This window comes from Mesorhizobium sp. (assembly GCF_005063415.1).
In the GTDB taxonomy this organism is placed as follows: Bacteria; Pseudomonadota; Alphaproteobacteria; order Rhizobiales; family Rhizobiaceae; genus Mesorhizobium.
This window is the reverse complement of the sequence record NZ_SUEG01000036.1, coordinates 27,634-40,244: the sequence shown is the minus strand read 5'-3', so window position 1 is coordinate 40,244 and position 12,611 is coordinate 27,634. Positions and strand designations below refer to the sequence as shown.

General features: G+C 63.0%; 14 protein-coding genes and 3 pseudogenes. 10 read left to right on the top strand and 7 right to left on the bottom strand.

Annotated elements, in window-relative coordinates; all coding sequences use genetic code 11:
- The 5 genes from cysK to hrcA all read right to left on the bottom strand — a co-directional run.
- On the bottom strand, positions 1 to 833 hold an 833-nt coding region (gene cysK / locus E5W70_RS12545), incomplete at its 3' end, for a cysteine synthase A (RefSeq protein ID WP_292658276.1).
- A gap of 166 nt (positions 834 to 999) precedes the next feature.
- Positions 1,000 to 1,617: a LysE family translocator gene (locus tag E5W70_RS12540; protein ID WP_292658273.1), complete on the bottom strand. Its 618-nt coding sequence runs from the start codon at positions 1,615 to 1,617 to the stop codon at positions 1,000 to 1,002.
- Between the two features lie 87 nt (positions 1,618 to 1,704).
- The gene (locus E5W70_RS12535) at positions 1,705 to 3,060 is read right to left on the bottom strand and encodes a sorbosone dehydrogenase family protein (protein ID WP_292658271.1); all 1,356 of its coding nucleotides are present in this window, start codon (positions 3,058 to 3,060) and stop codon (positions 1,705 to 1,707) included.
- Between the two features lie 99 nt (positions 3,061 to 3,159).
- On the bottom strand, positions 3,160 to 3,357 hold the full coding sequence (locus tag E5W70_RS12530) for a hypothetical protein (protein WP_254818005.1): 198 nt from the start codon (positions 3,355 to 3,357) through the stop codon (positions 3,160 to 3,162).
- Positions 3,358 to 3,390: 33 nt separating this feature from the next.
- Entirely contained in the window at positions 3,391 to 4,503 is a 1,113-nt protein-coding gene (gene hrcA / locus E5W70_RS12525; protein WP_292658265.1) for a heat-inducible transcriptional repressor HrcA, read from the bottom strand.
- Between the two features lie 131 nt (positions 4,504 to 4,634).
- Here hrcA and rph point away from each other — a divergent pair, with 131 nt between their 5' ends.
- Genes rph through E5W70_RS12500 form a run of 5 tightly spaced genes read left to right on the top strand, consistent with a single transcriptional unit; the run spans position 4,635 to position 7,945 of the window.
- Positions 4,635 to 5,351, top strand: a complete 717-nt coding sequence (gene rph, locus E5W70_RS12520) for a ribonuclease PH (protein ID WP_292658263.1) — start codon at positions 4,635 to 4,637, stop codon at positions 5,349 to 5,351.
- A gap of 33 nt (positions 5,352 to 5,384) precedes the next feature.
- Entirely contained in the window at positions 5,385 to 5,795 is a 411-nt protein-coding gene (locus E5W70_RS12515; protein ID WP_292658261.1) for a VOC family protein, read from the top strand.
- Positions 5,795 to 6,457 carry an RdgB/HAM1 family non-canonical purine NTP pyrophosphatase gene (gene rdgB, locus E5W70_RS12510; protein WP_292658258.1) on the top strand — a complete coding sequence of 221 codons (663 nt, stop codon included), beginning with the start codon at positions 5,795 to 5,797 and terminating at the stop codon, positions 6,455 to 6,457. Before E5W70_RS12515 ends, rdgB begins: the two co-directional genes overlap by 1 nt.
- Positions 6,454 to 7,617: a radical SAM family heme chaperone HemW gene (gene hemW, locus E5W70_RS12505; protein WP_292658255.1), complete on the top strand. Its 1,164-nt coding sequence runs from the start codon at positions 6,454 to 6,456 to the stop codon at positions 7,615 to 7,617. Before rdgB ends, hemW begins: the two co-directional genes overlap by 4 nt.
- 4 nt (positions 7,618 to 7,621) lie before the next feature.
- Positions 7,622 to 7,945, top strand: coding sequence for a low molecular weight protein tyrosine phosphatase family protein (locus E5W70_RS12500; protein ID WP_292658253.1), 324 nt, complete (start codon positions 7,622 to 7,624; stop codon positions 7,943 to 7,945).
- Positions 7,946 to 8,198: 253 nt separating this feature from the next.
- Here E5W70_RS12500 and E5W70_RS12495 read toward each other — a convergent pair whose 3' ends face one another.
- Positions 8,199 to 8,384: a hypothetical protein gene (locus E5W70_RS12495; protein ID WP_292658251.1), complete on the bottom strand. Its 186-nt coding sequence runs from the start codon at positions 8,382 to 8,384 to the stop codon at positions 8,199 to 8,201.
- A 175-nt stretch (positions 8,385 to 8,559) separates the two neighbouring features.
- Between E5W70_RS12495 and rsmI the strand changes: the two genes are divergently transcribed.
- The 5 genes and pseudogenes from rsmI to E5W70_RS12470 form a co-directional block, all read left to right on the top strand.
- Positions 8,560 to 9,468 (top strand): 16S rRNA (cytidine(1402)-2'-O)-methyltransferase, encoded by a 909-nt coding sequence (rsmI, locus tag E5W70_RS12490; RefSeq protein WP_292658248.1) that lies wholly within the window; start codon positions 8,560 to 8,562, stop codon positions 9,466 to 9,468.
- Positions 9,461 to 9,837 (top strand): annotated as a pseudogene (locus tag E5W70_RS12485) (YraN family protein). The gene rsmI and the pseudogene E5W70_RS12485 overlap by 8 nt, the downstream one beginning before the upstream one ends.
- Entirely contained in the window at positions 9,789 to 11,138 is a 1,350-nt protein-coding gene (locus E5W70_RS12480; RefSeq protein WP_292658245.1) for a complex I NDUFA9 subunit family protein, read from the top strand. Before E5W70_RS12485 ends, E5W70_RS12480 begins: the two are co-directional and overlap by 49 nt.
- 137 nt (positions 11,139 to 11,275) lie before the next feature.
- The gene (locus E5W70_RS12475) at positions 11,276 to 11,458 is read left to right on the top strand and encodes a hypothetical protein (protein WP_292658242.1); all 183 of its coding nucleotides are present in this window, start codon (positions 11,276 to 11,278) and stop codon (positions 11,456 to 11,458) included.
- A gap of 122 nt (positions 11,459 to 11,580) precedes the next feature.
- Positions 11,581 to 11,766, top strand: a pseudogene (locus E5W70_RS12470) (hypothetical protein); the annotation flags it as partial.
- A 66-nt stretch (positions 11,767 to 11,832) separates the two neighbouring features.
- On the opposite strand, the pseudogene E5W70_RS12465 reads toward E5W70_RS12470, so the two are convergent.
- Positions 11,833 to 12,611 (bottom strand): annotated as a pseudogene (locus tag E5W70_RS12465) (FAD-dependent oxidoreductase); the annotation flags it as partial.

The following is a 12,611-nucleotide window of genomic DNA, read 5'->3' as shown; positions in this document are numbered from 1 at the left end:
GGCACACCTTCGAGCCGAGCGACGAGCCGTGCATTGGCAACCGAATCCTCGTTCGAGACCTTGACGATCTCGTCATAGATCGTCGTGTCGAGGATTTTTGGCGCAAAGCCGGCGCCAATGCCCTGGATCTTGTGCGGGCCTGGCTGGCCGCCCGACAGCACCGGCGAGGCTTCCGGTTCGACGGCGACGACATGCACCGAGGGTTTGCGCTTCTTCAGCACCTGGCCGACGCCGGTGATGGTGCCGCCGGTTCCGATGCCGGCAACGAAGATATCGACTTCGCCGTGGGTGTCGTTCCAGATTTCCTCGGCCGTAGTGCGGCGATGGATTTCCGGATTGGCCGGGTTCTCGAATTGCTGCGGAATGACGGCGTCGGGCAGCGTTGCCGCCAGCTCGTCCGCCTTGGCGATGGCGCCCTTCATGCCTTTCGGCCCTTCGGTCAGCACCAGTTCGGCACCGAGCAACGCCAGCATCTTGCGGCGTTCGACGGACATGGTTTCCGGCATGGTCAGGATCAGCTTGTAGCCCTTGGCGGCGGCGGCAAAGGCGAGCGCGATGCCGGTATTGCCCGAGGTCGGCTCGATCAGGGTGGTCTTGCCGGGCGTAATCCTGCCCGAAGCCTCCAATGCCTCGATCATCGACACGCCGATGCGGTCCTTGACCGAGGCGATCGGGTTGAAGAATTCGAGCTTGGCCAGCAGATTGGCGACGACACCCTTCTCCCTGGCGAATTTATCAAGCCGCACCAGCGGCGTGTCGCCGATCGTCTCGGTGATCGAATTGTAGATGCGGCCGCGGCCGGGCACGTGTGTGGGGGTGGCGGGCTTGTTCATTGATTTTCCTCCCAGAGGTCAAGCGGCAAGAGTCGGGCGGGCATAGGATAGAGCCATCCACCGCGCAAGATAGGCTGTCGATCGAAAAATATCCGAGTGAAGTTCGTGCTGAATACCCCCGCCCTTGCAAGGCGTGACAATCCCTGGGCGGATTGGCGAAAGAGGTCTATTGGCGGGCGGCAATTGCCGCCGCCGCACCGACCATGAACCCGGCGGCGGTGCGGTTGAGTGCCCTCAGCGCCCGCGGCGACTTCAGGAACCAGCGCGCCTTGGCCGCCAGCGCCAGATAGGGCACCAGCACCACGAGCAGGACGACGATGGTGAGCGCGACAAGGATCCCGTAGTCGACCAGCGTGATCGCCTTCAGATCGACGATGGTCGGGGTGATGGCAAGATAGAAGATCATCGTCTTCGGATTGCCGAGCGTGACGGCAAGGCCGGCTACAAAGCTGGATGCCAAGCCGCCCTTGCCTTTCTTTGCCTCCACCGTTTCGGGCGTGATGCCGCTCGTCCAGAAACGCCAGCCAAGAAAAGCGAGGTAAGCGACGCCCAGCCATTTGATGGCCAGGAAGACCATGCCGAAAGTTTGTGCGACGAAAGCGAGGCCGAGTACCACGGCAGTCAAATAGGTCAGGTCGCCGAGCATCAGCCCGAACGACATGGCCAGCGACGAGCGGAAGCCGGAGCCCAGTGCACGCGCAACGAGCGCGGTGACGCCTGGGCCGGGGATGGCTGCGGCGATGCCGAGGGCGGCGCTGGAGGCGAGGAACCCGGTGAGCGTCATGATTCGCGCTTGTCGCACAATGTTGAAGTTGGGTGAATTCCCTCGGGCCGGATTCGATTGCGCCAGCGCAGCAGGCGACACCGCCGTTCAGGAGCGGCCGTCTTCGTAGGTAACGCGCCAGATGGTGCCGTTACCGTCCTCTGTGACGATCAGCGAGCCGTCCTTGGCCATCGCGACACCGACCGGGCGGCCCCAGACGGCGTCGTTCGAGATGACGAAGCCGGTCATGAAGTCCTCATACTCGCCGGTCGGCTTGCCATCCCTGAATTTGAGCCTCACCACCTTGTAGCCGGTCCTGGCGCCACGGTTCCACGAACCATGCATGGTGACGAAAGCGTCACCCTGATAATCCGCCGGAAAGTTCTTGCCGTCGTAGAAGGCTATGTTCATCGGCGCCGAATGCGCCTGCATCAATACATCGGGGACAGTGGCCTTGCCGGCAAGGTCTGGCCGCTCGCCCTGATGGCGCGGATCCTCGTTATTGCCGATGTAGTACCAAGGCCAACCATAGAACGCACCGTCCTTGACTTCAGTTGCAAATTCGAACGGCACATTGTCGCCAAGCTCGTCGCGCTCGTTGACGACGCACCACAACGCACCAGTGGCGGGCTGCACCGTCATGCCCGTACAGTTGCGCAGGCCGGTGGCGACAGTTCGGGGATTTTTCCCATCCGCGTCAAAGGCGAGCACATCGGCACGGCCGTCCTCGGAGCCCCACGTTGCACCGAGCGGCTTTGATTTCGCCCACGCGTCGAGGCCGCCATCGGGTTGCTTGTCCATGTCCTCGGCGACATTCGAGTCCGAGCCAACCGATAAAAAAAGCGTCTTGCCGTCAGGCGAGAAGGCGATGTCACGGGTCGAGTGACCGCCCGACGGGATTTTGGCGACAATGGTTTCTGGTTTACCGGACGCCTTTAGGTCACCGTCGCGATAGGGGAAGCGGACGATGCTGTCGCTGTTTGCGACATAGACCCATTGCGGCTTGTCCCCTGGCGGATAGAAGGCGATGCCATATGGATAGTTGAGGCCCTTGGCGAAAATCGCTTTCTCGATGGGTTTGGCACGGCCCTCGGCCAGACGGTAGACGCGTATTTGGTCGGCATGGCCGTTGGCGATGAACAGGTCGCCGTTCGGAGCGACGCGAACGACGCGCGGATTATAGAGTCCGGAGGCGATCATTTCGGCCGAAAAGCCCGGAGGCAATTCTGGCTTGGCGCTTTCGGGGCGCTCCGCCACGCCGGCGCCGTTCGAAGCGGATTGAGCGGGGTCGGCTGCCGGCATGTCTTGCGGCCCGATCAGGCGGCGGACTCCAGGCCTGTCGGCGTGCCAATCGCCAAAAGCTGCTTCGCCTTTGAGCACCTTCTGATCCGACTGCTGGGCGGATGCCGGTGTCGCGACAAGGAGAGCAGCGGCAATGGCCGCAAAGCCGCCAGATCGGGTCATCAACGTCCTCCGGGATTCGCCTCGAAGAGGGCAAACGGAATGAGGCATTGGTCGTTCCAAGCGGTCGTCCGGAACACCAGGATTTGAAGCCGAACCCCTTCAGTTGCCAGAGGCGTAGAAATCGTCATCAAGGCGCTTTTCCAGCGCGACCAGATCGGCCGGCAGCGGTAGGCCCATGGCCCGCATCTCTTGCAGCTTCTCACGCAACTGCTCTTGCACCTCGTGCTGATCCTCGGGCTGATTGACCATTTCCTCGAGCAGTAGGCTAATCTGGGCCTTGAACGATTCCAGCGCCATTCTTTTTCTCCTTGCGGCAGGCCGCGGCGGCTCCTAGCGCAGCATGCGCGAAATCAGCTGCGCGGTATAGTCGACCATCGGTACTATGCGGGCATAGTTCAGCCGCGTCGGCCCGATGACGCCGAGCGCACCGACGACGCGCGCGTCCTTGTCGCGATAGGGTGCCACCACCAGTGATGAGCCCGACAGCGAAAACAGCTTGTTTTCCGAACCGATGAATATGCGCACCCCCGGGCCTTCCTCGGCGAGATCGAGGAGCTGGATCAGCCCATCCTGCGTCTCCAGATCCTCGAACAGATGCCGCAGCAATTCTATGTCGGCCTGGGCAGTGACGTTTTCCAGGAGATTGGCGCGGCCGCGCACGATAAGCCGCCCAGGCACGCCGCTTTCGGCGCCTGCCCAGACCGCCAGGCCCTTCTCGACCAGATCCTGCGACAGCGTGTCGAGGGCTGCCCTGGTCTCTTCCTTGATGCGGGCGATCTCGACCCGCGCCTCGGCCAGGGTGCGGCCGCGGATATGGGCGTTGAGGAAGTTGGAGGCTTCGTGCAATTGCGAGACGGTGATGCCGGCGGGCAGATCGATGACGCGATTTTCGACGTCGCCGTTCTGCGAGACCAGCACGGCCAACGCCTTGGTCGGCTCGAGCTGGATAAATTCGATGTGCTTCAGCGCCACCTCGTTCTTGGCGGCGAGCACGAGGCCGGCGCCGCGCGACATGCCGGACAGCATCTGGCTGGCCTCGGTCAGCATGTGCTCCAGCGTCGCGCCCGAGCCGGAGGCGCGCACCTGCGCCTCGATGGTGCGGCGCTCCTCGTCGGAGAGGTCACCGAGTTCCATGAAAGCATCGACGAAGAAACGCAGGCCGGCCTGGGTCGGCAGCCGGCCAGCCGAAATGTGCGGCGCATAGATCAGGCCGAGATGCTCAAGGTCGCTCATCACGTTGCGGATGGTGGCCGGCGACAGCGACGACGGCAGGATGCGCGACAGGCTGCGCGAACCGACCGGCTCGCCATCCCTCAAATAGGAATCGACGATGCGCCGGAAGATGTCGCGCGAACGCATGTCGAGCGATTGAAGCGCGGGCGATTGCAGCGCGTGCGACGGGAGCACGTGCGACTGCGAGCCGGGATCGACTGCCTTTGTCATTTCGAGCCAAAACCTCCGCCCCGAAGATATAGACTTCCGCGGCGGCGGCGCAACCGGTCCATTTTCCTTTGCGCCTCACGCCCCGTGCGGCTACAAGCCGGCCAAGATTCCGAAGAAAGAAAGAAGCCTGAATGCGCCCTTCCAAACGCCAATTCGACGAAATGCGCCCCATCTCCTTCGAGCGCGGCGTCTCCAAGCATGCGGAAGGCTCGTGCCTGGTGAAGTTCGGCGACACGCATGTGCTGTGTACGGCCAGCCTGGAGGAAAAGGTGCCGGGCTGGATGCGCAATTCCGGCAAGGGCTGGGTGACGGCGGAATATGGCATGCTGCCGCGCTCGACCGGCGAGCGCATGCGCCGCGAGGCTTCGGCCGGCAAACAAGGCGGCCGCACGCTGGAAATCCAGCGGCTGATCGGCCGCTCCCTGCGCGCCGTGGTCGATCTGCAGGCGCTCGGCGAGCAGCAGATCACCGTCGACTGCGACGTGATCCAGGCCGACGGCGGCACGCGCACCGCTTCGATCACCGGCGGCTGGGTGGCGCTTTACGATTGCCTGCGCTGGATGGAAGTCCGCCAGATGGCGAGCCTTGGCAAGGTGCTGAAGGATCACGTTGCGGCGATCTCCTGCGGCATCCATGATGGCCAGCCGGTCATCGATCTCGACTACATCGAGGATTCCTCGGCCGGCACCGACGCCAATTTCGTCATGACCGGCAAGGGCGGTATCGTCGAGATCCAGGGCACGGCCGAGGGCGAGCCGTTCTCGGAAGAGCAGTTCGCGGCGCTGATGGTATTGGCCAAGAAGGGCATTCAGCGCCTGGTCAGCCTGCAGCAGATGGCCGTGGACTGATCTTCAGTTTATGACGATGAGGTTGACGATCCTGTGACCCCTTCCGCAATCCTGGAATCAGCACTCTACGTGACGGATCTTGCTGCCGCGGAACGGTTCTATTCGGGCGTGCTCGGGCTCGATCCGCTCGGCAAGGTCGACGGCAGGCATCTCTTCTTCCGCTGCGGCGACGGCGTGCTGCTTATCTTCAATGCCGAGGCGACCAAAGTGCCGCCGCCGGCCGACGCCAAGCTCAAAGTACCGCCGCATGGCGCCGTCGGCGAAGGCCATCTCTGTTTCGCCGCAAGCGCGGATGAAATCCCACGCTGGAAAGCCCATCTTGAGGCGAAGAAAATCGCCATCGAAAGCGAGTTCGAATGGCCGCAGGGCGGCCGCTCGATCTATATTCGCGACCCCTCGGGCAATTCGATCGAATTCGCCGAGCCAAGAATCTGGGGCATCTGATGCATTCGCCAACTGTTCACTCGCTTGACGGGCATAAGATCGTCGTCGCCAGCCATAACGCCGGCAAATTGCGGGAATTCGCCGATCTGATGGCGCCATTCGGCATAGAAGCGAAGTCCGCAAAGGAATACGGCTTGCCGGAACCGGACGAGACCGGCAGCACTTTCGAGGAGAACGCCCTCATAAAAGCCTTGGCCGCCGCCAAAGCCACTGGATTGCCGGCGCTGTCAGACGATTCCGGCCTATGTGTCGATGCGCTCGACGGCGCACCCGGCGTCTACACCGCCAACTGGGCCGAGACGCCGGACGGCTCCCGCGACTTCGGCATGGCCATGCAGCGCACGGAAGTGGCTTTGCAGGAAGTTGGCGCGATCACGCCTGCTCAGCGAAAGGGCCGCTTTGTCGCGGTCATCTGCCTGGCCTTTCCCGACGGCCAGGCGGAATATTTTCGCGGTGAGGTCGAGGGCACGCTGGTATGGCCGCCGCGCGGCGAGCTCGGCTTCGGCTACGATCCGGTGTTCTTGCCCAACGGGTTCGAAAAGACCTTCGGCGAGATGAGCGCGGAGGAAAAGCATGGCTGGAAGCCCGGCCAGCCAACCGCATTGTCACACCGTGCTCGCGCCTTTCAGAAATTCGCCCAAGCCCGATTGGCCGCCGCATGACCATGCTGCTCGACCGCAGCCCTGGTTTCGGCGTCTACGTCCACTGGCCGTTCTGCGCGGCCAAATGCCCCTATTGCGACTTCAACAGCCATGTCCGCCACCAGCCGGTCGACCAGGAGCGTTTTGCCCGCGCCTTCGAGACCGAGCTGGCGACCATGCGCGGCCGCACGGGACCGCGCGAGGTGACAAGCATCTTTCTTGGCGGCGGCACGCCGTCGCTGATGAAGCCGCAGACCGTGGCGGCGGTGCTGGATGCAGTGGCGAAGAACTGGACAGTGCCTGATGGCATCGAGGTGACGCTGGAGGCCAATCCTTCCTCCGTCGAGGCCGAGCGCTTTCGCGGCTATCGCGCGGCGGGCGTCAACCGGGTGTCGCTTGGCGTGCAGGCGCTGAACGACAAGGATCTGCGCTTTCTCGGCCGTTTGCACAATGTCGATGAGGCCCTGCATGCGATCGGCCTGGCGCGCGAGATTTTCCCACGATTGTCCTTCGACCTGATCTACGCGCGGCCGGACCAGACGCCTGAAGCGTGGCAGACGGAACTCGAGCAGGCGATCGGCCACGCCGCAGACCATCTGTCTCTCTATCAGCTGACCATCGAGGAAGGCACGCCGTTCCATGCACTGCATGCGGCAAGGAAATTCATCATTCCAGACAATGAGCTTGCCGCCGATCTCTACGCGTTGACTCAGGAGATCACCGCCGCACGCGGACTGCCGGCCTACGAAATTTCCAACCACGCCAGGCCCGGCGCCGAAAGCCGGCACAATCTCACCTATTGGCGCTATGGCGAATATGTCGGCGTCGGTCCCGGTGCGCATGGCCGCTTCGTCGAGAGCGGGCGGCGCGTGGTGACGATCGCCGAGAAAATGCCGGAGACCTGGGCCAATCTGGTCGAGGCCAAGGGCCATGGCGTTACCGGCGGCGAGATCCTGACGCGGTCGGAAGAGGCCGACGAGTTCCTGCTGATGGGGCTGAGGCTGGCGGAAGGCATCGACCTTTCCCGCTACGAGGCATTTTCAGGGCGCGGCCTGTCGACGGCACGGCTGTCGGTGCTGCAGGACGAAGGCCTGGTGGCGCCGATCGGCAATGCCCGCCTGCGCGCCACACCGGCCGGCATGATCGTGCTCGATGCGGTCGTGGCGGATCTGGCCAGATAGCACGTTGAAGAACGTTCTCTTCGTCTGCAGCCAGAATCGCTTGCGCAGCCCGACGGCGGAGCAGCTGTTTTCCAAGCGGCGGGACATCGAGGTCGCTTCGGCCGGCACTAATCACGATGCCGACACTCCGTTGACGCATGAACTCGTCGCCTGGGCCGACATCATCTTCGTGATGGAAAAAACGCACCGCGCCAAACTGCAGCAGAAATTCAAGACAAGCCTGAAAAAGGCTCGAGTAATCTGCCTCGATATTCCCGACGACTATGAATTCATGGACCCGGCTCTGGTGGGCCTGCTGGAGGCGCGCGTCTCGAAGTATCTGGGTTGAACGATACATCGCGGAGCATGCGCAACCGCGCTTTCGAGAAATCGCGAAGGTCTGCGGTGGTCAAGCCTCGTGCTTGTGGCGGTGTTTGGCGCGATCTTTTTCGCTGGTCTCTCCGGAACGGGCCGGCTTGATCTCGCTTTTGTCGCGCGAGGCACGGTGCTGGTCGGCTGTGGGATGTGATGCTGCGCCATCGCGGGCGCTTTTTGTTTCGAGGCGGGTGATGAAAATGTCGAAGCGATTGGGCATCGTCCGGTCAGTGCTCCATCGTGCGGTCGGTTTCGGTTGCGGGCTTGCTCTCTGCCGATCGCTGGCGTGCAAGCGGCTTCTTGGCTCTGCCATCTGCGGCTTCGGCAGGCAGGCTCTCGTCGCATGGCGCGGCGAAGCGCTTGCGGCCGGCATAGTAGGGTTCGAAAACGTCCTGTATCGTCAGGCTGTCCATCCTGCTCCTCCCGAGATCAGGGGTAAAATTCGCCGGCAACGGTTTCGTTCCCTACTATGGCGAAGGCATGGCGGCCGGTTCACGTCGGCATCCCTTTTGGAACCCTGGCTTTGCAACCCAAGCTTTTGCAACCAAGCGTAAGCCGTGCCAAACAGGGTCGAACGGAGTTGTGCAGGTGACCGGCGAATTGGCCAAACGCAGTTATGTGGTCGGGCAGACCGAGATTGCCGCCCGGCCGCTCGAGCCGGCGCTCTATCTGGTGGCGACGCCGATCGGCAATCTCGCCGACATCACGCTGCGCGCGCTGGAAACGCTCGCCGCCGCTGATATCGTCGCCTGCGAGGACACACGTGTCAGCCGCGTGCTGCTCGACCGCTACGGCATCCGCCGCCGCACCACCGCCTACCACGAGCACAATGCCGGCGAGGCCGGGCCGAAGCTGATCGCGGCACTCGAGGCCGGGCAGAGCGTGGCGCTGATCTCGGATGCCGGCACGCCGCTCATCTCCGACCCCGGCTACCGGCTGGTCGGCGAGGCGCTGGAACGCGGCATTCGTGTCGTGCCGATCCCCGGACCGTCCGCGCCACTTGCCGCTCTGACGGCATCCGGCCTGCCCTCGGACGCCTTTCTGTTTGCCGGCTTCCTGCCGGTGAAGACCGGGCAGCGGCTGACGCGGCTGGAAGCGTTGAAGGCGGTGCCGGCAACGTTGATCTTCTTCGAATCGCCGCGCCGGCTGGCCGAGACGCTCAATGCCATGGTCGAGGCACTGGGCGGTGCCCGCAAGGCGGCGATCGGCCGCGAGCTGACCAAGACTTTCGAGGAGATGCGGACCGGCACCCTCCAGTCGCTCGCCAGCCATTACGCCGCAGCTGATACGCCGAAAGGCGAAATCGTCATCTGCGTCGGCCCGGCGGATGTGGTCGCTGATGAGCCTGAAGACATCGACCGGCTTCTGCTTTCGCTCGCCGTCGAGATGCCGGCCTCCAAGGCAGCGGCGGAAGCCGCCAAGATGACGGGTGGCCAGAAACAGGCGCTCTACCGGCGCCTGCTCGAACTCAGGGATAACGGAAACCGCGATGGCTGAACGGCCGAGCGCCAGCCGGCAAAAGGCCTACCGGCGCGGCCATCATGGTGAATGGCTGGCGGCGGCGGCGCTGATGCTGAAAGTTACCGAATTCTTGCCCGCCGCCACCGCACCAGGTTCGGTGAGATCGACCTGATCGCGCGGCGCGGCGATCTGGTGCTGATCGTCGAGGTCAAGGCGCGCCGCACCCTGATGGAGGCAATGGAAGCAGTCGGCCGCGAATCGGAGCGCCGCATCGAAGGCGCCGCCGATTTCTGGCTGTCGCGCCAATCCGACTACGGAAAATTATCGGTGCGCTTCGACATGGTGGCGGTACTGCCGTGGCGCTGGCCGGTGCATGTCGAGAACGTTTTCTACGGGCGGAGCTAGGCTATTCCCGAAGTGGGGTCGGTTTTGCTGCGATCTCCGGTTCAGATTATGTTGCCTATCGTCTCGTCGATGGGAACAAGGAAGTCGCGCCATTTGCTGACCTTCGATGCGCCGCGCAAAAGCGGACGTCCGGTAGGAGGCATTCGGGGTTTTTCGTCGGCAGCCTCGATCATGTGCCGGCGCTCACCTGCGTTCGCTCAATCGTTCGGTTTGTCTACCTGACTGGAACAAAAGCGTTCCTGCGTTGTTCCCCAATCGTCCTGATGTTCGACGGGCTGGTTCAAATGCCGGCCAGGGCAGTCCTCGCGGCAGCTATGCGAGGACAAGGGATGGCGAGGCAAATGGATCCTGACGATCTCAACCCGGAACGGATCGTCACCGTGTTCGGCGGAACTGGCTTTCTCGGGCGCAGGATCGTGAAGCGGCTCCTGGAAAGGGGTTTCACGGTCCGTGCCGCATCTCGCCATCCGGCTCGCGTGGCCCTGGTCTTTTCCTCGAGTACAAGGATGCCCGAGGCAGTCGAGGCGGATATATTGGATGCGTCCTCGATCGGGTCGGCCATTACCGGATCACAGGCGATCGTGAATGCTGTCAGTCTTTACGTCGAGCAGGGCGTCCAGACCTTTGAACGCGTCCATGTGAAAGCCGCGGCCGATCTCGCTGCCGCGTCGCGCAACGGCGAGATCGATCAGTTCGTCCAGATTTCAGGGATCGGCTCCGATCCTCAATCGGATTCGAATTATATAAGGGCACGTGGGCGCGGAGAAGTTGCCGTGGAAAGCGCATTTCCCGGCGCTTTCATTGTGCGCCCCGCCGTCATGACGGGACCTGACGACGCTTTCCTCACGACCATTGTGAGGATGATACGCCTCCTGCCGGTCTATCCGCTGTTCGGCGATGGTGGCACACGGCTTCAGCCGGTCTATGTGGCAGACGTCGCAGAAGCAGTGAGCCGGCTGATCGACGGGCGGAGCCACATGGGTTCATCCATATTCGAATTCGGTGGCCCGCGTATCTATACCTATGAGGAACTGCTTCGGGAGATCGCCCGACAGCTCGATACGCACGTCAAGCTGATGCCGGTGCCGTTTGCGGTATGGAAGGCCTTCGCTGGCGTCGCGGAACTCCTCCCGGCTGCCCCCATAACGCGCAACCAGATCGATCTTATGCGTCAGGACAATGTGGCAGCAATTGACGCGCCGGGCCTGAAGGAACTCGACATCGAGCCGCGGGATATCGACGAGGTGATCCGCATGATCGAACAGCGCCGTGGCGTAGGCTCGCGCTCGTCTCCGCCTTAGGACGGCCCCCTGATCCCGGCGGGAACCAATCGCCGCGCGACAGGTTGGTCGAACTTGAAGCCAATGAAAGAAGGAAAAGAACTATGGCCAGATGCGATCAATGCGGGAATGACTACGACAAGGCTTTCAAAGTGACGATGGCCGACGAGACCTACACATTCGACAGCTTCGAATGCGCGGTCCAGAAACTTGCTCCGACGTGTCCGCATTGCGGATGCCGGATCATCGGACATGGCGTCGAACAGGATGACATCATCTACTGCTGCGCACATTGCGCCGCGGAGGAAGGTGCGAGCGCGCTGACCGATCGCGCGCCTTGATGCACCTCCTTTGGCGTCTCCATGGCGAGCATTCCGAATGACTGCGCCGGCTCACCCCCATATGGCCAGTGTTGTCAGCCCGACGACGACCAGCCGAGGTCAAGACGCGCCGAGGTCAAGGCCGCCGCACGCTGATGGAGGCAATGGAAGCAGTCGGCCGTGAATCGGAGCGCCGCATCGAAGGTGCCGCCGATTTCTGGCTGTCGCGCCAATCCGACTAGGGAAGATTATCGGTGCGCTTCGACATGGTGGCGGTGCTGCCGTGGCGCTGGCCGGTGCATGTCGAGATTGTTTTTTACGGCCGGAACCAGGCTATTCCCGAAAGCCAGCGTGCATCGCCTTCGCGCCAAGAGCTGTCATGTTCTTGTGCACGCTCAAGAACCCGCGCTCGACGGATCGTTTAGACGTCGTTCCGTGGCAAGTCGGCTCCCGCTTTGGACAAGTCGCTCCACGACGCCAGCCGCCTCCTCTGGAATGGCCGGTATGGTGCCCGACTTCCGCGTCGATCCGAAATCGAGGCCGGCGAAAAAGAGACCTGGAACAGCGCCGACGCCATCCTCGTGGACGGGCTGGCCGGCCGCATCGAGGGCGCCGGGAAGCCGAACCCATGAGAAATCGCCGGTGAAGCCCGTGCACCAGATCACTGATCTGATACCGCTCGCCGTCCAGGCGAGGGAGCGGATCGGCGGATCAGGCAAGCGCGGTTCAATCGTCTCGCCTGGATCGTCCTCGGCCAGTGGCGCATCGAGGCCGGCGCGCTCTATGTACTCGTCAACCAGGCGCTTGGCATCCGCCGAAACCTCGTCGGCAAATCGCATATGGTCGTCGAGCTCGTCACCGAAGGCGAGGCTGCCGTTCTCCACACCTCTGAAGCGGCCGAGCAGCATCACGCCCTGCGCACTCAGCGATTGCAGGCTGATCGTGTGAGTCGCGCCGACCAGCGCGCGGACCTGCAGCTTGCCGGAGGGGAGGACGAGTTCCTTGCGCGGAACGTCGAGAAAACCGGACAGCGTCAGCCATTTAAGTATGTTGCCCCCGCGGTAACGCCGCACCCAACGGCCGTTGCGGCTGGTCGCCAAAAAGACCGCACGTCCGGCCAGCGCCAGATCCTCGGCGATCTGGCCGCCCGACTGGCCGCTGCCGACCACCAGCA